Source organism: Ancylomarina salipaludis (assembly GCF_004122035.1).
GTDB classification, from domain to species: Bacteria; Bacteroidota; Bacteroidia; order Bacteroidales; family Marinifilaceae; genus Ancylomarina; species Ancylomarina salipaludis.
The window spans coordinates 19663-40957 of sequence record NZ_SAXA01000007.1 but is presented as its reverse complement, the minus strand read 5'-3'; the positions used below and the strand labels follow the sequence as shown (position 1 = coordinate 40957).

Genomic DNA, 21295 nt, shown 5'->3' with positions numbered 1-21295 from the left:
GGAATTTGGCCATATTCACCCTCACAGTCTTAGTACCAAGAATTGAGATTTTTATTTTTGATCTCATCTTAGAGATGAGGCATTTTAAAAATGGTTGCGTATGGTCTCAGAAAAAAAAGGAAAATTTCATGTCAAAAGGCAAGTGAATTTCAATTTGGAAATGTAAATGTCATATTAGAAGGTGTATGGGCATTGGTCAGTAAATGGTCATTTTGAGATAAATAAAAAAGAACTAATTTTGACGCAACCTAATGCCAACTTCTGCTACTTGTTATTACAGCTAACTACTTAAGACACTCTAAAACTTGAAGGACAAAAGACTCGAGCAAATAATAAAGGATTCAATCAAAGGCAAATCCAAAGCACAGGAATGTCTTTATCTTGAATATTCGCCTAAAATGATGGGTGTGTGTTTGAGGTACGCGAAATCCTACGATGAAGCCGAGGATATTTTGCACGATGGCTTTATTAAGATTTTTCATAGTTTAAAATCGTTTCGTTTCGAAGGATCATTTGAAGGTTGGATGCGTCGGATAATTGTTAATACTGCTTTAGAACGATTTAGAAGTAAAACACAACTCTATACCGTTGAGGAATTTGATGATATAGAAGAGGAGGACGAACTGGATGTAAAAGACGCTCCCTTAGATGTGTTGTTGAATATGGTTCAGGATTTACCGGAACGCTATAGAATGGTTTTTAGTTTATATGTTTTAGATGGTTACCCACATAATGAAATTGCAGAGGTTATGCAGATTACAATCGGGACTTCTAAGTCGAATTTGGCTAGAGCCAGAAGTATTTTAAAAAGTAAATTAATCGCTTACTGGGATGATCAGGATCAAAAAAGTAATTTAAGAATATGCTAAATAAAAATGGACATATTGATAAGTTATTCTCCGAAGGACTAAAGGATTTGTCGGTGCAACCAAGGCCAGAGCTTTGGACCAGAATTCAGACAGATATGAAATCAGAGAGAAGAAAAAAACGTGCTGCAGTGATTTTTATCACACTGGCGGCTGCGGCTTCTTTTGCTTTGTTGTTTACTCTTGCAAATGGAGTTTTATTTCAACAAAATACCGAAATACAGGATCAGAACGTGTTTTCAGAAATGAATAATACTCCTGTTGTTAGAAAGGAAAAGAGTGAATTAAAATTTACGAATACGATTGGAAAACAGTTGATTGGTGGAGGAACTACGCCAATTCGTAAATTAAACTCTCAAACCAAACAAAGCTTCAGTTCTGATGATCATTTTTCTGAAAATAAGAATGTTGAAAGAGAAGTAAGCCTGCAAATGATTTTGCCAAAATCACAAATTCATGCTTTAGATAATTTAGAATTAAATCAGCAACTTTCTGAAAAAAGCGTTACAAAAAAAGAGGTTTCACTAAGCTTGTTTCCGAACGATTCGTTGATCATTGCCCATAATATCAAAGTGCTTGAACAATTTAATAATGCTGAAAGCAAAAAGAAAGAATGGTCAATTCTAGGTCAGTTGTCTTCAGCCTATTCTTCATATAGCGGAGATAAATCGGGTAATAACTCGGAACAAGGTTTGCTAAGTATTGGGGGAGGTGTGAAGCTAAATTGGCAAACAGGAAAAAAACTGGCTATACAAACAGGAATCATTTATAATAAATTTGGACAGCAGTTGGCCGGTAGTAATCAGGTTTTACATAGTGTTGCTTTTAATAGTGGTTTGACCATACAAACTGATGCTGTTTCAGATATGAAAACTTCGGCAGGAAAGATCAAAAAGAAAGGGAGTCCTATGCTGGCTGATTCTAACGAATTTGCTGCTAAGAGTTCAAGATCCACACCTGATATGGTTCAGAGCTTTGAGGCTATTGAGATACCATTTGTTTTGAGCTACAGTTTAATTGATAGGAAGTTTGGACTACATTTAAACGGAGGTTTGAGCACCAACCTGATGATTGGTAACAGAGTTTATAACAAAAACACAAGAGAAACGATAGGGGAAACAGATGGAATTCGTACGACAAATTTCAGTACAAGTTTTAGTTTAGGGATGGAATATCAATTGAATTCTAAATTTAGTTTATCAATGGAACCCTCTTTAAAATATTATTTGAATTCCATCAATAAGGATTCTGATTTTAACTATAAGCCATACTCAATTGGTTTAAGTTCCGGGATTCGATATAAGTTTTAAAATCAGGATCTCAACACTGCTTGGGTAACAGAATGAATATAAAAAAAGAGCACTTTTATCGCTGCTCTTTCTTTATATAATTAAATTTCTACCAGGTGAAATCGCATTCATACAGTGAGGAATTACCTACTGCATCATTCACAAGTAACTTTAAGTGGTGTTTTTTGTTTTTAACCAACCTTTTTTTATCGAATGTATAAAAGAGACGATCATTCTTTCTGTCGAATTCGAATAAGACCCATTTATTATCTATCTCTCCCTGATATGATTTGATTCCTGAGACTTCATCTTTAATTGTGAAATCGATGAACTTAAGCTTACTAATATCTTTATTCTTGTAATCGGTTTTAGTCGTAACTGTTGGAGCAATAGTGTCAATTGAAACGGCAAAATCACCCAGGTTTTTCGTTTTTGTTTTAACAAATCCATCTACATAAATACCACCTTCTGACGATAGTTTTCCATCTTTATCAATTTGTACAATAAGCAGTTTGTCTGATAATTTCTGATCAAGATGATCAGCTTTTATTGACATACTATAGTGTTTGTTGAGTGCAACCGTTGATTTATGAATATGATGAATTGCAGATAAAAAGTTTGAGTCACGACTTGTTGAATAATCAAAATTCAGGTCTGAATAGAAGCAATTTTTCGGAAACTTTATTTCAATGTCAGGACGTGAAAAATGATTCTCATTTTGATACTTAAAGCTGCTGGTGAATTGTTTTTCAGGAAAGCTGACAGAAGTGGTATCACCCATGGCTTTAAATTGAAGTTTTGCTTTGTTTTGATGGGAATCGTATACCGCGAATTCAATTTTATAATTTTTATCTTCATTAAATTCGTATGAGCCATCAGACTTCATTTTTGAGTAGAAGTTCAATTTATTATTGGGTTCGATAAAAGCTTTATGGACTTTACGGTTATCTGTTTGACTCAGCTCATAGTCCATATGCGAGTTGATGTAGCTGCTTTCATCAAAAGAAAATTTATCGAATGTATAATTGGTGATCAACGAATCGTTAATTTTCAACTGAAGTTTGTTAATTCCACATTGTCCCCAGGTATTATCCAAAAAATCCTGAGTATGAATCGCAAATCCAATCTTACCATGCAGTTTGATATTATTAGTTTTAAGGATATAATGATTATTATTTAATTCACTCACCTTGAAGGTTTGTCGTGAATTTTTCCCGTTTACGCTACTGTTTTTATCGAGAGGATAAATGTATAAGTTATAAATTTTTGGAGCTTTGGTATCTGCTATTTTAAAGCCTAAGTGCATGGGATTGATGGGTTCTTCGCTCTTTGTTTCTCTAACTTCAAAATGTAAATGGGGCCCCATAGATGATCCCGAATTGCCGGAATAGGCAATGATGTCACCTTTTTTTAATTTGAATTGTTCTTTTTTATGAGACTTCAGTTTATTGAAATCAATATCAATTTCAAAACTCTTTTGTTGATATTGTTGAGATTTTATAAAAGATTCTATTTGGGGAGCAAATTTGCTCAGATGCGCGTAAACCGACGTATAACCATTAGGATGATCAATATACAGGGCTTTCCCGTATCCTCCTGCAGATATCTTAATTCGACTGACAACACCATCAGCAACTGCATAGACCTTTTTTCCCGAAGTAAAAGTTCTGATATCTATACCGGAGTGAAAGTGATTGTTTCGAAGTTCGGCAAAAGTAGCCGATAGGGTTATTTTAAAATCGACCGGCGATCTAAAATAGTTTTTAGGATAATTATATGCCTGTGATGAAAATGGTTGAAAAAATATTATAAATAAGAAAAAAAGAAGATTTATGTTTAGGTGCTTTATTTTCATGGTATTCCAAATTGAGCTGTTATTTTACTGAGTTTGTAAAACTAATAAAAATGTATTTTTTTAAGGCTTTCAATCGAAAATAGAAAGCAATATTTTTGATTATCTTAACAGCAATGTTAATTTTGTATTAGAAAGTTTGATCATGGAGGTAAAGCCAATTGAAATAGTATCTGAATTACGAGGGCAAATCTCTCGTCTCATTTCTTTGTATCAGGATTTAAAGCTTGAAAAAGAAAAGTTAGTTCTTGAAAAGATGGAACTGCTTGAAAGGGTTGAATCTTTAAGTAAAGAGAATGAAGAATTCAAACATCAATATGATACTTTAAAATTGGCAAAGACTTTTGCTGGGAATACAGGTGATTCGCAGCAGGCTAAAAATAAGATTAGCCAAATTGTGCGGGAGATTGACAAGTGTATTGCTCTTTTAAACAAATAATAATTGTTTATGTCTGACGAGTTTTTAATAAAAGTAAACGTGGCGGGTCGTCTTTATCCTTTGAATATAAAAAGGAATAGGGAGGAGATTATTCGCAAGGCAGCAAAAACGATTAACGAAAAGGTATTGCAGTACCAACAGAAATATAAAGATAAAGACATTCAGGATTTTTTGGCTATGGCTTCGTTGCAGTTTGTAGTAAAAGTATTGGAATCTGAGGCAAAAACAGATGTTTCTCCTGTACTGAAGGAGTTGGAAGCTATGGAACAGGAGTTGAATGAATTTATTAACGAAGAGCAGTAAAATACGTTTAAAAAAAACAATAACCCGCATTATTTCTTAGAAGTTAGTTATCTTACAAATCATTTAATATCAAGATGTATCATCTTGTATGGTTTGTTGGAGTAAGAATTTCTGAGTGATGGTGCGGGTTATTTATGAAATAAAGAAAATCGAGTATTGACTAAATATAAAAAACAATGACAGAAATAATCATAGGAGCCATTGCTTTAGTAGGGGGCGGATTTATTTCCTATTTCGTTTTGCAGCGCGCATTGAAGCGTAAAAGCGAAAGTATTATAAGGGATGCCCAAGCCGAAGCAGAGGTTCTCAGAAAAGATAAAATTCTGCAAGCAAAAGAGAAATTCTTGCAGCTGAGAACAGAACACGAGAAGCAAATTAATGCGAAAAATGCGAAGCTTTTAGTTATTGAGAACAAAGTGAAGCAAAAGGAAACGGCTGTAAATCAGAGAGTCGAAGATTTTCAACGTAAGAAGAAAGAGGTAGATACGATTCGTGAGAACTTAAGTGTTCAAATGGAATTGGTTGAGAGAAAGGAGATGGAGCTTGAGAAAGCGAAGCGTCAGCAAATTGAGCAGTTGGAAAAAATCTCAGGTTTATCTGCAGAAGAGGCAAAAAATCAGATTGTGGAATCTTTAAAGGAAGAAGCCAAAACTGAGGCGATGTCTTACGTGAACGATATTATGGAAGATGCCAAGATGTCGGCCAATATGGAAGCGAAGAAGGTTGTAATTAAAACCATTCAGCGTGTAGCTACTGAGACCGCCATTGAAAATTCGGTGACGATTTTCCATATTGAGTCTGATGAAATTAAAGGGCGTATCATTGGTCGTGAAGGACGAAATATTCGTGCGTTGGAAGCGGCTACCGGTATTGAAATTATTGTAGATGATACACCGGAAGCAATTGTACTTTCAGGATTTGATCCTGTTCGTCGTGAGATTGCTCGTTTAGCGCTTCATCAATTGGTAACAGATGGTCGTATTCACCCAGCCCGTATCGAAGAGGTTGTGAACAAGACTCGTAAGCAGATTGAGGAAGAAATGGCTGAAACTGGTAAGCGTACTGCTATCGATTTGGGAATTCATGGTCTGCATCCTGAGCTGATTCGTATGATTGGTAAGATGAAATACCGTTCGTCTTACGGACAAAATTTATTGCAACATGCTCGCGAAACGGCAAATCTTTGTGCTATCATGGCAACCGAACTAGGTTTGAATGCTAAGAAAGCCAAACGTGCAGGTTTGTTACACGATATTGGTAAGGTGCCGGATGATGAGCCTGAATTGCCACACGCAATTTTAGGGATGAAATTGGCTGAGAAATATAAAGAGAAGCCGGATATTTGTAATGCAATTGGAGCTCACCATGATGAAATTGAGATGACAACTCTAATCGCACCAATTATTCAGGCTTGTGATGCAATTTCAGGTGCTCGTCCCGGAGCTCGACGCGAAATTGTTGAGTCTTACATCAAGCGTTTGAAGGATCTTGAAAACCTGGCTCTTTCTCACCCTGGAGTATTGAAAACATATGCAATTCAGGCTGGTCGTGAGTTACGGGTAATTGTAGGTAGTGATAAAGTTTCTGATAAGGAAGCTGAGAGTTTATCATTAGATATTGCTCAGAAAATTCAGGATGAAATGACTTATCCTGGACAGGTGAAGATCACCGTGATTCGAGAAACCAGAGCCATAAACTATGCGAAATAAAAGTTAGCTAAATATTAAAAATCGCCAATTCATATGAGTTGGCGATTTTTTTTATATCTATTTCTCTGTTTTAGGATTGTTGGGTAGAATAACATTCAGTAAGCCTTTCAGTATATCAACATATTTATGATTGTTCTGACGACCATAAGTGAATATTTGATTCTGAATAAGAAGCCTGATAAGATTCAGGTTGTTACACGGTTTATAATATTGAGCTAAGTTATTCAGTTTTTTAAATTTGATAACCAGTTCCAATTGCATCGCTGATAGAACAGCACCATTATCAATCGGATTAATGTAGAAGTAGCTTCGTTTTGTTTTTTTCGAATCCGGATCAGCCGCGTGGCTTTCACAGGAGAGCAGAATGCTGTTAGGAAGTTGAATTCCTGTAACGGGAATTTTTAAGGCCTGCGCAATACCAGCATATATAATACTTGTAATGATATAGTTCCCTTTTTTTTGAGCGAGTACAGTACTGATATTGCCTCCCCAGTTTGTTTCTTCTTTGGGAGATATAACCATGAAATTGTGGATGAAATAAAGAAAATGGTTTAGGATTTTGATCTTTTCCAGATTAGTTTCCAGTTCTCTGATTTCAGGTTTTATTTCGTCTACAACCCTGTTTATTGTTGTTTTTACATTACAGGTTGTGAGGTGGTAATTGATACTTCGATTAATTAGAATAGCCCCATCAATCAGATCTTGTTTAGGGGAGTTCTTCCACTTGATTAATTCTTTAATTATTGAATTGTGATGAATCTCATCAATAATATTCTCTAAACGTTTTTGAAAAATAGGGTTGTCAGATTCCAGCCAAATATCTTCCAACTTTGGTATATGGGTTGCCGATAATTTAGATAATTCTTTGCTTATGTTGATGTAAACATTTGGATCAGAATCATCTAGGAGCGAAATGAGAGCACGTAATTTTTCCTCGTCCATATCTATTTTAAGATTCGTTCTTTCTTAAATATAATAAAACCCACTAAGAAGAACAATTCTTGTGGGTTTCAGAGCTTTTTGGTTTGAAAGCTAATCTTTAAAATAAATCTTAGAGCTTAGGTTCTATTTACTTAATCTGTCGAGAACTGTTTGAATTAGTTTTTTTACAACAGGCTTATAGTCTTTACTCGCATCCTTATTTACACGGTTGGCAATTATGGCACACACGGTTGCAGCTTCGTGGCCTAAAAGAGCTGCCAGACCGGCAATGGCTGAACTTTCCATTTCGTAGTTGGTGATTTTCTGGCCCTTATATTCAAAAGCTTCAATCTTGTCATTCAAATCCATATCCAGTGTTTTCAAGCGAAGCACTCGCCCCTGAGGACCATAAAATCCGTTGGCAGAAATCGTAATGCCTTGAATCATATCATCTCCATCAAGTTGTTTGATAACTTTTTCAGATGAAGAAACAAAATAAGGTGAAGCCAGTTTAGCATCCCAATTCATAGCCTCCTTAAATGCTTTTTCAAATTCCAGATCAGAAACGTCATCTCTTCCGGCATAAAAGTTTAACATACCGTCAAAACCAATTGATTTTTTTGATAAGAGAAATGAATCAACAGGTATGTTGCCCTGAAGTGAACCGGATGTTCCAATACGAACAAGGGTTAGGGATTTATGCTCTTTTTTAGGGATACGTGTCTCCAAATCGATATTTACCAAAGCATCCAATTCGTTAACCACGATATCGATATTATCTGTACCAATACCTGTTGACAATACAGAGAAACGCTTGCCTTTGTATGTGCCTGTTTTGGTTACAAATTCACGATTTGAAATAGTCATTTCGACTTCGTCGAAAAAACTGGCAACTAATTCGACTCGCCCGGGGTCTCCAACAAGAATAACCGTATCGGCTAAATGTTCTGGTCTTAAGTGCAGGTGAAAAACACTTCCGTCAGGATTGATAATTAGTTCTGATGATTTGATAGGTTCCATATGTTTTTAAAATTTTGAATTGCAAAAGACTTGTCAGACTAAAGTTGTGAATGCATCTACGATATGTAAATATACACAGAAAATAGTCAAACAGCAGTTTGCAGATTAACAATACTTTATTTTATGGTTGCTTGGAGTAAATTATAGAATTGATCGAAAAAACAGACCTGAGAAGTTGATTCGGACTGGTACTATTTGTTTCAATCAAGATCTCAAATATACAAATAATTCGATCATTCAAGAAACAAGAAGCTAATATATCAGATAAAAATGAGATTAGATTTAATGAGTTCTTATTTCTACAATGGATATATTATGCTATATTTACCTATCTATTAGTGAAAAATTATAATGACTCTAAAGCTTAATTAAATTCAACTTTAATAGTTGGGTGATATCTAATTAATTAGGTATAAAACTTCAAGAAAATGAAACAAAAACCGTATTTTTTAATCGTAGTAGCTGCTTTTGCACTGATTTTAGTTTTTTCAGGTTCAAGTATGTTTAGAACGCTTCAACCAGGTGAGCGTGGAGTAATATTTCGTAAATTTTCATCAGGGTTGGATAAGGATAATATTATTATGCCTGGGTTTTTAGTTATTGCACCTTGGAACGATTTACATGTATATGACGTTAAGGAGCAAAAGAGTGAAGAGACTATGGATGTATTGGATAAGAGTGGATTGTCTGTAAATATAGACGTTTCAGTTCGTTTTAATCCAACCTATAATAAAATTGGATACTTACATGAAATATTCGGAAAGAATTATATCAATCAGTTGGTTGTACCTGAGGTACGTTCGTCGGTTCGTCAGGTAGCCGGACGTTATACGGCTGAAGAAATTTATTCAACACGAAGAAAAGAGGTTGAAGATGCAATTATTCAGGAAACGTCTTTGGTTCTTAAGAAAAACAATATTGAGATGAAGGCTTTGTTGATTCGTTCGATTAACTTACCTACAAAAATTAAGCAAGCTATTGAAAGCAAGTTGCAGCAAGAACAGGAAGCCTTAGCTTACCAGTTTAAGCTTGATCGTGAGAAAAGTGAGGCTGAAAGAAAGCGTATTGCAGCAGAGGGTGAATCGAATGCCAATAAGATTATCAATAGTAGTTTAACCGATGCTCTTTTGAAGATGAGAGGAATTGAGGCAACAATTGAGCTATCAAAATCACCAAATTCAAAAGTTGTTGTTGTTGGTAGTGGAAAAAATGGATTGCCACTTATCTTGGGTAATAACTAATTTTTTTAATAACGTTTTTTTAAGGCTGTCTCATTTGAGGCAGCCTTTTTTATTTAATTAGGCTAAGATCTGATGTTCGTTTTCGAACATCGAATGTAACGTCAGCGTTCACCTTTTATTTTTTCGAATTGAGATTTTATCTGATAATCAGGATGCTGTTTGTTTTGGTATAATAAATGCTTGGGAAAGATATCTTAAAAATAACCATAGAAAACCTAAACCAACCATGATTCGACTAACTCTGCTAGTGATAGCTCTGTTTTTTAGCCTATGCCAACCAGCGCAAGCAATTTTAAAGAAGGAAATCAAAGCCCAACGTGTACATCAAAGTCCTAAGATTGATGGTATTCTGGAAGATGCTGTGTGGAAAAACGTTCCTGTCGCTAAAGAATTCATCCAATTAGATCCTGACAATGGCATGCCCTCTAACTTCAAAACAGAAGCAAAGTTTATTTATACTGATAATTCTCTTATTGTGGGTGTTATGATGTATGATGACCAACCTGATAAGATATTGAAGGAACTGAGTAAGCGTGATGATATTAACAATAGTGATTTTATTCTTTTGTTAATTGATCCTTTTAATAATGGTTTGGATGCCTTTGAATTTATTATAACGCCAATGGGAGTTCAGATTGATGCTAAAGTTGTTAAAGATAGAGAAGATAACAATTGGGATGGCGTGTGGAAAAGCGGTGCTCATATTGGAAAGAATGGCTGGAGTGCAGAATTCGAGATTCCTTATTCAGCACTTCGTTTCCCCAAAAAAGATGTACAGGAGTGGGGAATGAACATTATACGCAATATTCAACGCGAAAAGGAAAAAGTATGCTGGAATTTTGTTGACAAGAAAGTTTCTGGTTGGGTTAACCAAGCAGGTATATTAAAAGGAATTGAAAATATTAAGCCACCAACACGACTTTCTTTCTCGCCTTACTTTTCTGTTTATGCAGATAAATCGTCTGATAAATCATCTTTTGAAACAAACTACAGGGGAGGACTTGATTTGAAATATGGTCTTAATGAAAGCTTTACGCTAGATATGATGCTGATTCCGGATTTTGGACAAGTTCAATCTGATGACAAAATATTGAATCTTTCACCATATGAAACGAAATTTGATGAAAAAAGACAATTTTTTACCGAAGCAACTGAACTTTTTAACAGAGGTGATATTTTTTATTCAAAACGAATAGGAGGGGCACCTAAATATCTATATGACGTAGAAGATGATTTGGGGGATAATGAAATCATCGATGAGAATCCTATTGAAGCTAAAATTATAAATTCGACTAAAATATCCGGAAGAACCAGTAAAGGATTGGGTATTGGTTTTTTGAATTCAATGGTTAGAAACACATACGCCAAAATTAAAGACACAATAACAGGATCGAAACGAAAATTCAAGACTCAAGCGTTTGCAAATTATAATATGTTGGTTTTTGATCAAAGTTTGAAGAACGAGTCGTATGTGTCTTTGTTTAACACAAATGTAACTGTCCCTAATGATGATTATATAGCTAATGTGAGTGGGACAGAATTTTTATTTAAGGATAAAACAAAAACATATCGAGTTAAGGGGAAGGCCATTTTATCACAACTTTATGAAAAAGGAGAGGATACTCAGCTTGGGCATCATCATCAAATTGCTTTTGATAAGATAAGTGGACAATTAAATTGGGGTTTTATTAATGAAATGATATCAGATGCGTATAATCCCAATGATATGGGGTATCTGAGTCGGAATAATATTATCAGGAATAATTTGTATTTGGGCTATCATATTTATAAACCTAAGGGAATCATGCTTGCTCAGCACAATAACATGACCATTAGTCATGAAGCACAATATTCTCCAGCTCGATATTCACGATTTACGATTTATTACAATTCGAATATTAAATTTAAATCTTATAATTCTTTGGGAATTTATGGCAATATTCGCCCAATGCACGAATACGATTTTTATGAACCTCGTGTTGAGGGAATGAAACTAAGAAAAGGGGCATCTGCTTTTGCAGGATTATGGTTTTCTTCTGATTATAGAAAAGAATTTGCTTTTGATATTGAAGCAGAATACGGGAAACGTTTTTCAACAGATAATTTGAGAGTGTTTTCGCTGACTATCGGTCCTCGTTATCGATTTAATGATAAGTTCTCGATGAGATACCGAATGAAATGGGATAGACAGTTAGACGATATGGGCTATGTGAATGACGAAGAAGTAGATGGTATAACCAATGTTTATATTGGCATAAGAAACACAACGTATCTGGAAAATCGGATAACTGCGAATTACATATTCAATAATAAAATGTCTTTGAGTTTTAGAGCCCGTCATTATTGGGCAAAGGCAGAATATAAGCGTTTTGGAAAATTGCTTGATGGCGGACGGTTGCAATCGACCTCATATGCCGATAATCACGATATTAACTTTAATGCCTTTAATATAGATATGGTTTATTCCTGGCGATTTGCGCCGGGGAGTGAACTTGCTTTAGTTTGGAAACATTCTATCGCGGATGAAAAAGAGGAAATTGCACATCGTTTTGTAAACAATCTTAAAAATACTTTTGATGCAACCCGATTTAATTCCTTGTCACTAAAACTCTTGTATTATATCGATTATATGTCTTTAAAAAAGAGAGGGTGATCATGATAATTTTGTAGTTTGTAAGTTGAAATATAAGAGCAGCAGGTGAAAGTTTGCTGCTCTTATTTTTAAGATTAAATTTGTGCTAAGAAAGCTTTACATGAAGAAAAGCTATTCCTTAAAATGTATTAATATTCAATCTTTATAAAATTATGATTCAAAGAATTCAAACTTTATTCCTATTGGGGGTTTTAGTCTTGCTCTCAATGCTGTACTTTTTCCCTTTGGCAGAATTAATCGATCCGGCAAATATTTCTTATTCATTTTTATACCGAGGAATTCCTTCATTAACCGAAGGGGAAGCGATGCTTTTTAAAGCTTATCCGGTTGCAATTTTATTGACAATTATTGTATTGAATGTTTGTGTTACCATTTTTTCATATAAAAAGCGTATTCGTCAGATTCGATTGACGGTTTTTAATATTTTCTGTATGTTGGGTATGATGGGCTTGGTTTATTACAGCATTAACTCGCAGGTTGAAGAAATGAATGCGGTTGCCAATTACAGCATTGTAAATGCTTTTCCTTTAGTTGGGGTAGTTTTATCTTATCTTGCTATTCGTCATATTGGTAAGGATGAAGCTATGGTTCGTTCGATGGATCGAATTCGATAAGTATATCATTACGCACGATATAATTACATATAATACAGAGAAAGTCTACCCTTGGTAGACTTTTTTTGTGATTAATAATTTAATATTATGGGTAACTAATGGCATTCAATCTTTGTTTCGTGTAATTTGAGTGTTATTCTGTCCTAATTGAACTGTTTTAGTAGTAAAAAAACATTATTTATTTGTAAATTCTAAAATCATAGTATTCGTTTTTATTTTCTGAAAATTTCTTTATATGCGGTATCTATTGTTTAGTTTAATCCTCTTTATAAACAGTTCGCTTACTGTTTTCTCGATGAATCCTTTGAATGAGAATAAGAAACATATTCTTGTTATACATTCATATCATCAGGGTTTTGTCTGGACCGATAGTATTACAGAGGGAATCAAATCAGTTTTGTCTCCTTATGAGAATGAGATCGAAACATTTTACGAATATTTAGATTCTAAACGTTTTGTTGATCCCATATTTATTAAATCTTTTGAGCAGAAATATGAATTATTGTGCTCTAAAGTGATTTTTGATGCCATTATTGCGTCTGATAACAATGCCCTGAATTTTGTCATCAAAAACAGATCGGAATTTTTTAAGAATATCCCGATAATTTTTTGTGGTATAAATAATTATTCACCTGAATTTTTAAAGGGAGAGACAAAGGTGACCGGAATAGTTGAATACGCGGCAATTGACTCAACTCTAATGCTCATGCATAAATTGCATCCCAAGCGAAAGATTTTAATCATTAATGATAGAACGGTGACAGGCTTGGCCAATAAGGCTATTATCATGAAAGCTTTACCAAAATTGCAGAAAGAGATGCTTATTGAATATTCTGATACGGGTAGTATGAAGGCTATTTTGGAAAAGGTTAAAAGTCTGGGTAAAGATTGGATGATATATTTGGCTCCATTTACAATGGATGCTGATGGGAACTATTATTCTTTTGACGATGCCGTCAGACTTGTGAGCGAGGTCAGTTCAGTACCGATTTATGGTTCATGGGATTTTTATCTGGGGAAAGGGATTGTTGGGGGATATATAACCAGTGGTTATATGCAAGGTAAGCTTGCTGGAGAATTGGCTTTATCAGTTGTAAAAGGAGCAAATCCAAGTATCATTCCCGTATTTGAAAAATCAGCAGTGAGCATTAAGTTTGATCAGTCCCTTTTACTAAAATATGGCATTGACGAAAATCATTTGCCGAATAAATCGATAGTTATAAATAAAAAGAAAACATTCTTAGAGAGGAATTTAATCTTATTTAAGAACAGTTTGCGAATTGGATCTGTTCTCATTCTTTTATTGCTTGTTTACTCGGTATTAAAGTATCGCCAGAAAAAGTTTCTTGAAAAACGAAATTTAGAATTGGATCAGGAAGTTGAAGAACGTTCCAGAGAACTACTTGAAGCAAATGAAAACCTGAACAGAAAGAATATCGAAATTACAAAACAGGAGGAACTCACCAATTTAGCTTATCTCCGATTAAAAGCCATATTGAATAATTCCCTTGTTGGAATTGTTGTTACCGATGGTGAAGGAAAGATAATTGATCAGAACAATCGCATTTCTGAGATTTTGGGATGTGATAAAGGGGATCTTTTGGGTGAGAATATTGCGTCAGCTTTTTTGAATAGAAGCAATTATGAGATTTTGATGAATGAATACCATCAATTAGAAGGCAGTAAGGCTTTTATTCGAAATGAAATTCCACTAAAACGAGTTGATGAAAGTGTTCTTTGGACCAAAATTTACATTAGTGAAATGCTTTATTCTCATATTGAAGAGGCTAATATTTGGGTGATTGATGATGTGAGTGAAATTGTTGAGAATAGAGCGAAATTAGAGAAACGAACTGTGGAATTGAAAGAATCAAACGAAACCAAAGATCAGTTTTTTTCGATCATATCTCATGATTTAAAAGGCCCTTTATCATCCATATTGGGACTTCTTGAAATTATAACTAAAAACCCAGAGATTTTTTCTGATGAAGAGAAAGTCGTATTTGTGAATAACTGTTACGAGTCTGCTCAGGATATGAATGAACTTTTGGACAATTTACTGAGATGGGGGCGTATTCAAATCGGAGGAGTGTCGTGGAATCCCGAAACGATTGATCTAAAGATCATAACAGATTCAGTTTTGCAAACTTTGATAAACATTGCAAAAGCAAAAGGAATTGATTTAAAAAATCATCTTTCTTCAAATTTCAAGGCTTTCGGTGATGAGAATATGATTAAAACAGTAATTTTGAATCTGGTCAACAATGCAATTAAGTTTACTCATAAAGGTGGATGTATTGATATTTTTGCTGAAATAAAAAATAATAGAGTTGAAGTACTCGTTCAGGACAATGGCGTTGGGATTAAAAAAGAGGACATTCAATATCTGTTTAATATCGATAAGAAAATCCAGAAAAAAGGAACCCATAAGGAATCCGGAACAGGTTTAGGCCTTATCATTGTTAAAGATTTAATTGAGAAAAATAAGGGAACTATTCGTATCGAGAGTGAATTAAATATAGGGACCCGTGTTTATTTTGATTTACCATTAATAGCTTTGAATTAATATGTATCCTTTCTTTAAAAAAAATAAATTTCTGAATTTAAAAGTTGAAAACAGAGTTGCTGCTATTTATATTTTTTTTGGTGCTCTATGGATTATTGCTTCTGACGAAATATTATTGTTATTTAACTTTGATGCAGGTTTACTTACTCATATACAAACCTATAAGGGCTGGTTTTTTGTTCTTATGACGGGGCTTTTAATTCATATCTTGATTAAGAACGATAGAAAAAATGAAATTCAATTACAAGAAAAACTCAAAGAAGCGATTATTAAATCACGCGAATCAGATCGGTTGAAGTCGGCATTTCTTTCGAATATATCGCATGAATTACGCACGCCCTTAAACTCAATACAGGGTTTTTCGGAGCTGCTTAAAAATCCCAAAGCAGAAGCTTGTGAGAGAGATGAGTATATTGATTATATAAACGAAGGGAGTATTCAGTTATTAGCGATTCTTAACGATTTGATTGAAATCTCCAAGTTAGAATCGAATTTAACTCATATTGATAATAAGGACTTTTGTATTGTGAGTTTACTGCATGAACTGTATCCCATATACAAGTTTGAACTTGAGATGAACAGCAGTAAAAAATTAAGTTTTGATTTGAATTTACCTAATGATAACCCCTTTCTGATTAAATCAGATCGATTTCGAGTGAAACAAATTATCACTCATTTTTTGAGTAATGCCATCAAATTTACGCAGGAGGGAAAGATTGAATTGGGGTTTACAGAGCACAAGGATTCTGTTTCAATTTATGTGAGGGATACCGGGATTGGCATTGATAAAGACAAGCTTCTCAGTGTGATGAAACCATTTGTTCAGTCGGACATGACCAGTAAAAAATCATATGGGGGAGTTGGCATTGGATTAACTCTATGTCAGGAACTTTCCCTCTTATTACACGGAGAATTGAAAATTGATTCTGAGCTTGGTAAAGGAACCTGTATTTCTCTTGTTTTACCAAACGCCGATAAGAAAGACGAAATTGTGTCACAAGAATTTGCTGCTGGTTAAATTTTGTGACACAAAATGAATTATTTTTTGTTGTTCTTGATTGCTAACTTCTTTTTTGTTTTTTTCTTCATAACTGAGTAGCCAAATCGCCCAATCAGTTTTCCCAACTCATAATAATGGCCATGAGAATAAGCAAGAGGTTGTGCTTTATCTAAGCGGAACTGGCCACTTTCAGGATCGATATATTTTTCATCAGCCTGTACGTTTACAACTTCAGCTATAAACATGTCATGCGATCCGAGCTCAATGATTTGTTTTAGTTTGCATTCAATTGAAAGAGGCGATTCTTCAATAATCGGCGCTTTAAGCATTTTTGATGGGCCCGGTGTTAAGTTCATTTCCTCGAACTTATTAAAATCTCTACCCGATTTTACCCCGCACCAATCTGTTGCGTAAGCCAAATCTTTTGTGGTAAGATTAATCACAAATTCACCGTGTTTTTTGATGATGTCATATGAATGGCGATTGGGTCTAACTGAAATATAACACATAGCAGGATCGGTACAAATTGTACCTGTCCAGGCAATCGTAATAATATTATAATCTTCTTTACTTGCACCACAGCTGACCATTACAGCGGGTAAGGGATAGACCATTGTTCCTGGTTTCCAGTTTTGTTTTCCCATGATAATTGAATTATTAGCTTGTTTCGTCTGTGACTATTTGTTCCAAAATGAATTGTAAATATTTTTTTCTCCCCAATAGAAATGAATATAGGAAGCAAGTACATTCTTCTTTCTAATCACTTGGGTGTCTAACTGTTTATCCCGAGCCGAAAAGACGTTTATCCCATCACTTTCTTCCTTCGAGTTAACGAGTTGGGAATAATGGAATTCGTGACCGAAAAGCGTTTCTTTTTCAAAGCTTATTTTTCGGTAGCCCAGTTTCAGTTTCATATTTTCCATACTGGCATCCTGATTCAGAAAACCGACCATAGGGTGTTTTTTACCGTCTTTATCGATAATATGTTGAGAAAGGTACATCATCCCCCCACATTCAGCAAGAATTTTTCCTCCTGATTGGGCGTATTCAAAAATAGCTTTTCTCATTTCTGTATTTTCAGAAAGCTGATCAAGATAAAGTTCCGGATAACCTCCCGCCAGATAAATGAAATCGACATCGGGTAGTGCAGTATCCTTAATAGGTGAGAAATAAGTGATATCGCCCAGTTCTGATAAGGCTTTCAGGTTTTCGTGATAGGTAAAGTTAAAAGCCTCGTCCTTGGCTACACCAATTCTTAAATTAGAGCTTTTTTCAATACTTTTTGGCTTGAATTCAGGTCGATCGGATTGGCATCGTTCTAATAAGCGATCAATATCAACCGTTTTTTCAAGATGCTCAGCCATGGCATTTATGGTTTCTTCATAATTATCCTCAGCCGAAATCTGTAAACCCAAATGCCTTTCGGGTAAGTTGATCTTTTCGTTTCGGGGTACGTAACCTAAGGCTTCGATACCGACATCTTCACAAGCGTCTTTCATAAATTGATAATGCGATTCGCTGTTGACAAAGTTGAAGATGGCGCCTGCAATTTTAATTCCGGGGTAAAAGTGTTTGTATCCGTAAAGTAAGGGTGCCACAGAATAGGCCGTTGCTTTTGCATTGACAACCAAAATGATTGGAATATCCAGTAATTCGGCTATTTGAGCTGAACTGCCTTCCATGCGGTTTGCGCCATCAAATAAGCCCATAACCCCTTCGACAACCGATGCGTCAGCCTCTGCACTATACCTGGCATAAATCTCTTTAACATGACTTTTGCTACTCATAAACGTATCCAAATTGATGGATATATTTCCGGAAGCCCATTCATGATGTTTGGTGTCAATATAATCGGGTCCGCACTTAAAAGGCTGAACTTTTAAGCCTTTGTTGCGCAGGCTGCGAAGTAAACCTTGTGTGATTGTTGTTTTGCCGGAACCACTGGATGGCGCTGCAATTAAAAATTGAGGGAGCATAGCTTATTCTTAAAATAATAATCAGTGAACTATTTTTTTTCTTTCACTTTTACAAAAGTACGAGCTTGACTTTTTTCTGCAAGCGCTTTAAAAGAATTATAATTGATTTCTACCATTTTTATATTCCTGAGTTTATTGTGAACTATCGGAATAAAAAAAGCCTGAAGATAGTTATTCTTCAGGCCTAATGTTTTAGCTTAACTTTTTAAGGTCTAAATATTTTTGTGAACATGAAGATCCATTTGTGGAAATGGAATATTAAGTCCTTCCTTACCAAATGTTTTGTATACATTTTCATTCAAATCGAAGAAAACACCCCAATAGTCCGGCGCTTTTACCCAGGCTCTAACGGCAAAGTTTACTGAGCTATCAGCCAATGCCGAAACGGCAACAAATACCTCAGGATCTTTCAGAATACGTGGATCAGCCTCACAGAGTTTTCTGATGACTTCTTTGGCTTTATCAACATCATCGCCATAGGCAACACCAAAGGTCCAGTCAACTCGTCTTTTTTCTTCAGCCGAGTAGTTGGTTAGCGAAGAGGTTGACAATCCACCGTTAGGGATAATAATGGTTTTGTTATCAGGAGTGGTTACAATGGTGTTAAAGATTTGGATTTCTTTTACTGTTCCCAAATAACCTTGAGCCTCGATAAAATCGCCGATTTTAAAAGGTTTGAAAATTAGGATGATGACACCACCTGCAAAATTCTGTAAAGTCCCTGAAAGGGCCATACCAACAGCTAAACCAGCAGCACCGAGAATGGCAATAAAGGAAGTCATTTCAATACCTAACATGCCCAAAACACTAATAAATAGAAGGGCTTTAAGCAACATTCCGACAAGTCCTTTTAAGAAAGGTTTAAGCGAATCGTCGACTTTACTTTTGTCCATCATTCTGCAAAAAGCTCTTGTAAGTCCTTTAATGACCCAGCCTCCAATAATCAGTACGGCAATTGCTCCAAGTAATTTGGGACCATAATCAACTCCAATTTGAGTTAGTTGATCCAGAATTTTATCGGTGTTCATAATTGAAAATATTATAGTGAATAAAATGGAACTTAATTTACTAAGTTGTATCGAAGTCACATAAAAATACATTCTTTTATATTCAATATCAAATAATTTTTGATTGCTTGGATTGAATAAAAAAGCCTTGCAGGAGTAAGTTCGAATAGTCTGCGAGCTGGTTAGTTTGATTTAGTTGACAATTCCAACATTCTCACAAGCGGCGCTTTGGCATCTTTCATAATCTGCTCGGGTAAAATAATTTCGGGCTTTTCATTTTTAAGAGCCAGGTAAATTTTTTCCATTGTATTCAATTTCATGTAGGCACAATCGTTGCACGAACAGGATTCGTCAGCAGGGACAATCAGAAATTCTTTATCCGGCGAATCTTTTTGCATTTGGTGAAGAATACCTGTTTCGGTTGCGACGATGAATTTTTTTGCATCCGAATTCTTCGTGTAATTCAGCATGGCTGTAGTGGAGCCAACAAAATCAGCAAGGATGAGAACCGGTTGTGGACATTCCGGGTGAGCAATCAGTATGGCATCCGGGTTATCAACTTTCATCTGCATTATTTTTTCTGAAGAAAGAATATCATGCACTTCACAGGATCCATCCCAAAGAACCATCTCTCTACCCGTAACTTCATTAATGTAACGGCCTAAATTTTTATCAGGAGCAAATATGATTTTCTGATCCTTAGGATAGGATTCAACAATCTGAACCGCATTGCCCGAGGTACAAATAACATCCGAAAGTGTTTTGATTTCGGCAGAACAGTTGATATACGAGATAACAATATGATCGGGATATTGTGCTTTGAATTTCGCAAAATCTTCTTTCGGACATGATTCCGCCAGTGAGCAGCCCGCATTCATATCGGGAATGAGTACTTTGCGTTTGGGATTCAGAATTTTTGCAGTTTCGCCCATAAAATGGACGCCTGCAAATAAAATAATATCTGCATCGGTTTCAGCGGCATATTGTGCCAAAGCTAAACTATCGCCTTTGAAATCGGCTATTTCTTGTATGTCAGGAGTTTGGTAGTAGTGCGCTAAAATGATAGCATTTTTTTCTTTTGCTAATTTTAAGACTTTATCTCTCATTGCATCCATTATCTTTAGACTTAAAGTGTAGAAATTAAGATGCAAATGTCTTTAAATTATCGGGTAAATCAAAATGGATTCAGGAAAAAGGAACGTCTTTATTTTAGTAACTTTGCGGAGGAATCTACCCAATGTGAAAATGTAGATCATATCTTACTATAACAGAACGAATGAAAATAAAATTAAGTCAATTCCTCCTTCGGCTATCCGGGTGGAAATTTGTGGGGGATATTCCTACTGAAAAAAAAGCAGTTGTGATTGCAGCACCACATACGTCCAATTGGGATTTTGTTTGGGGAAAGCTTGCCTTTATTGCTTATGATATCCGGACAACGATTTTGATGAAAAAAGAATTTTTCTTTTGGCCCCTGGGATCTATCTTTCGTTCGTTGGGGGCAATTCCGATTGACAGAAGCAAAAAGGCTAATTTAACCGATCAGTTGGCCGAAGAGTTTGCCAAAAGGGAGGAGCTGTATTTATCCTTATCGCCCGAGGGAACCCGAAGCCGACGTCCTGTATGGAAAAGAGGTTTTTATTATATTGCTTTAAAAGCCGAAGTGCCTATTTTGTTGGGAGATTTGAATTACGAGACTAAAACCTTGAGTTTTATAGAGACCTTTTACCCAACCGGAGATGTGGAAGCCGATATGGCTTATATCAAAAGCAAGTACAAAAATTCAAAGCCTAAGTATCCCGAATTGTTTTCAACGGGGGATTAAATATATTTTAAGAC

The 21295-nt window shown here is 35.3% G+C and carries 18 protein-coding genes; 11 read left to right on the top strand and 7 right to left on the bottom strand.

The window, feature by feature from the left end:
• Window positions 1-305: 305 nt before the first annotated feature.
• Window positions 306-869, top strand: a complete 564-nt coding sequence (locus EO244_RS08925) for an RNA polymerase sigma factor (protein WP_241687964.1) — start codon at window positions 306-308, stop codon at window positions 867-869.
• Window positions 863-2176: a hypothetical protein gene (locus EO244_RS08920; RefSeq protein WP_129254325.1), complete on the top strand. Its 1314-nt coding sequence runs from the start codon at window positions 863-865 to the stop codon at window positions 2174-2176. The genes EO244_RS08925 and EO244_RS08920 overlap by 7 nt, the downstream gene beginning before the upstream one ends.
• Before the next feature lie 88 nt (window positions 2177-2264).
• Here EO244_RS08920 and EO244_RS08915 read toward each other — a convergent pair whose 3' ends face one another.
• On the bottom strand, window positions 2265-4010 hold the full coding sequence (locus EO244_RS08915) for a M23 family metallopeptidase (RefSeq protein WP_129254324.1): 1746 nt from the start codon (window positions 4008-4010) through the stop codon (window positions 2265-2267).
• A gap of 142 nt (window positions 4011-4152) precedes the next feature.
• Here EO244_RS08915 and EO244_RS08910 point away from each other — a divergent pair, with 142 nt between their 5' ends.
• From EO244_RS08910 to rny, 3 genes are all read left to right on the top strand, one after another.
• Window positions 4153-4446: a hypothetical protein gene (locus EO244_RS08910; RefSeq protein ID WP_129254323.1), complete on the top strand. Its 294-nt coding sequence runs from the start codon at window positions 4153-4155 to the stop codon at window positions 4444-4446.
• A 9-nt stretch (window positions 4447-4455) separates the two neighbouring features.
• Entirely contained in the window at window positions 4456-4749 is a 294-nt protein-coding gene (locus EO244_RS08905) for a cell division protein ZapA (RefSeq protein WP_129254322.1), read from the top strand.
• Between the two features lie 176 nt (window positions 4750-4925).
• Window positions 4926-6458 carry a ribonuclease Y gene (rny, locus tag EO244_RS08900; protein ID WP_129254321.1) on the top strand — a complete coding sequence of 511 codons (1533 nt, stop codon included), beginning with the start codon at window positions 4926-4928 and terminating at the stop codon, window positions 6456-6458.
• A 57-nt stretch (window positions 6459-6515) separates the two neighbouring features.
• Here rny and EO244_RS08895 read toward each other — a convergent pair whose 3' ends face one another.
• Both EO244_RS08895 and EO244_RS08890 read right to left on the bottom strand, forming a co-directional pair.
• Window positions 6516-7400, bottom strand: coding sequence for a transglutaminase family protein (locus tag EO244_RS08895; protein WP_129254320.1), 885 nt, complete (start codon window positions 7398-7400; stop codon window positions 6516-6518).
• Window positions 7401-7523: 123 nt separating this feature from the next.
• Window positions 7524-8399: a nucleoside phosphorylase gene (locus EO244_RS08890; RefSeq protein ID WP_129254319.1), complete on the bottom strand. Its 876-nt coding sequence runs from the start codon at window positions 8397-8399 to the stop codon at window positions 7524-7526.
• Between the two features lie 428 nt (window positions 8400-8827).
• On the opposite strand from EO244_RS08890, the gene EO244_RS08885 reads away from it, so the two are divergent.
• From EO244_RS08885 to EO244_RS08865, 5 genes are all read left to right on the top strand, one after another.
• Window positions 8828-9640, top strand: coding sequence for a prohibitin family protein (locus EO244_RS08885; protein WP_129254318.1), 813 nt, complete (start codon window positions 8828-8830; stop codon window positions 9638-9640).
• A 226-nt stretch (window positions 9641-9866) separates the two neighbouring features.
• A complete protein-coding gene (locus EO244_RS08880) occupies window positions 9867-12293 on the top strand; it encodes a DUF5916 domain-containing protein (protein ID WP_129254317.1) in 2427 nt (808 codons plus the stop codon).
• A 152-nt stretch (window positions 12294-12445) separates the two neighbouring features.
• Window positions 12446-12907 carry a DUF4293 domain-containing protein gene (locus EO244_RS08875; protein ID WP_129254316.1) on the top strand — a complete coding sequence of 154 codons (462 nt, stop codon included), beginning with the start codon at window positions 12446-12448 and terminating at the stop codon, window positions 12905-12907.
• Window positions 12908-13142: 235 nt separating this feature from the next.
• Entirely contained in the window at window positions 13143-15473 is a 2331-nt protein-coding gene (locus EO244_RS08870) for an ATP-binding protein (protein WP_129254315.1), read from the top strand.
• A 1-nt stretch (window position 15474) separates the two neighbouring features.
• Window positions 15475-16491 (top strand): sensor histidine kinase, encoded by a 1017-nt coding sequence (locus EO244_RS08865; RefSeq protein WP_129254314.1) that lies wholly within the window; start codon window positions 15475-15477, stop codon window positions 16489-16491.
• A gap of 20 nt (window positions 16492-16511) precedes the next feature.
• On the opposite strand, the gene EO244_RS08860 is transcribed toward EO244_RS08865, so the two are convergent.
• The 4 genes from EO244_RS08860 to nadA form a co-directional block, all read right to left on the bottom strand.
• A complete protein-coding gene (locus tag EO244_RS08860; protein ID WP_129254313.1) occupies window positions 16512-17117 on the bottom strand; it encodes a flavin reductase family protein in 606 nt (201 codons plus the stop codon).
• A 33-nt stretch (window positions 17118-17150) separates the two neighbouring features.
• Window positions 17151-18449, bottom strand: coding sequence for a cobyrinate a,c-diamide synthase (locus EO244_RS08855; protein ID WP_129254312.1), 1299 nt, complete (start codon window positions 18447-18449; stop codon window positions 17151-17153).
• A 212-nt stretch (window positions 18450-18661) separates the two neighbouring features.
• The gene (locus EO244_RS08850) at window positions 18662-19477 is read right to left on the bottom strand and encodes a mechanosensitive ion channel family protein (RefSeq protein WP_129254311.1); all 816 of its coding nucleotides are present in this window, start codon (window positions 19475-19477) and stop codon (window positions 18662-18664) included.
• 161 nt (window positions 19478-19638) lie between these two features.
• Window positions 19639-20571 (bottom strand): quinolinate synthase NadA, encoded by a 933-nt coding sequence (nadA, locus tag EO244_RS08845; RefSeq protein WP_129254310.1) that lies wholly within the window; start codon window positions 20569-20571, stop codon window positions 19639-19641.
• Between the two features lie 161 nt (window positions 20572-20732).
• Between nadA and EO244_RS08840 the strand changes: the two genes are divergently transcribed.
• Window positions 20733-21281 (top strand): lysophospholipid acyltransferase family protein, encoded by a 549-nt coding sequence (locus EO244_RS08840; RefSeq protein WP_129254309.1) that lies wholly within the window; start codon window positions 20733-20735, stop codon window positions 21279-21281.
• Window positions 21282-21295: the final 14 nt, after the last annotated feature.

Bases quoted from the DNA above. Each gene is read 5' to 3' on its own strand.
- EO244_RS08920 (WP_129254325.1), top strand. From the start codon at position 863: ATGCTAAATAAAAATGGACATATTGATAAGTTATTCTCCGAAGGACTA.
- EO244_RS08915 (WP_129254324.1), bottom strand. From the start codon at position 4,010: ATGAAAATAAAGCACCTAAACATAAATCTTCTTTTTTTCTTATTTATA.
- EO244_RS08910 (WP_129254323.1), top strand. From the start codon at position 4,153: ATGGAGGTAAAGCCAATTGAAATAGTATCTGAATTACGAGGGCAAATC.
- EO244_RS08905 (WP_129254322.1), top strand. From the start codon at position 4,456: ATGTCTGACGAGTTTTTAATAAAAGTAAACGTGGCGGGTCGTCTTTAT.
- rny (WP_129254321.1), top strand. From the start codon at position 4,926: ATGACAGAAATAATCATAGGAGCCATTGCTTTAGTAGGGGGCGGATTT.
- EO244_RS08895 (WP_129254320.1), bottom strand. From the start codon at position 7,400: ATGGACGAGGAAAAATTACGTGCTCTCATTTCGCTCCTAGATGATTCT.
- EO244_RS08890 (WP_129254319.1), bottom strand. From the start codon at position 8,399: ATGGAACCTATCAAATCATCAGAACTAATTATCAATCCTGACGGAAGT.
- EO244_RS08885 (WP_129254318.1), top strand. From the start codon at position 8,828: ATGAAACAAAAACCGTATTTTTTAATCGTAGTAGCTGCTTTTGCACTG.
- EO244_RS08880 (WP_129254317.1), top strand. From the start codon at position 9,867: ATGATTCGACTAACTCTGCTAGTGATAGCTCTGTTTTTTAGCCTATGC.
- EO244_RS08875 (WP_129254316.1), top strand. From the start codon at position 12,446: ATGATTCAAAGAATTCAAACTTTATTCCTATTGGGGGTTTTAGTCTTG.
- EO244_RS08870 (WP_129254315.1), top strand. From the start codon at position 13,143: ATGCGGTATCTATTGTTTAGTTTAATCCTCTTTATAAACAGTTCGCTT.
- EO244_RS08865 (WP_129254314.1), top strand. From the start codon at position 15,475: ATGTATCCTTTCTTTAAAAAAAATAAATTTCTGAATTTAAAAGTTGAA.
- EO244_RS08860 (WP_129254313.1), bottom strand. From the start codon at position 17,117: ATGGGAAAACAAAACTGGAAACCAGGAACAATGGTCTATCCCTTACCC.
- EO244_RS08855 (WP_129254312.1), bottom strand. From the start codon at position 18,449: ATGCTCCCTCAATTTTTAATTGCAGCGCCATCCAGTGGTTCCGGCAAA.
- EO244_RS08850 (WP_129254311.1), bottom strand. From the start codon at position 19,477: ATGAACACCGATAAAATTCTGGATCAACTAACTCAAATTGGAGTTGAT.
- nadA (WP_129254310.1), bottom strand. From the start codon at position 20,571: ATGGATGCAATGAGAGATAAAGTCTTAAAATTAGCAAAAGAAAAAAAT.
- EO244_RS08840 (WP_129254309.1), top strand. From the start codon at position 20,733: ATGAAAATAAAATTAAGTCAATTCCTCCTTCGGCTATCCGGGTGGAAA.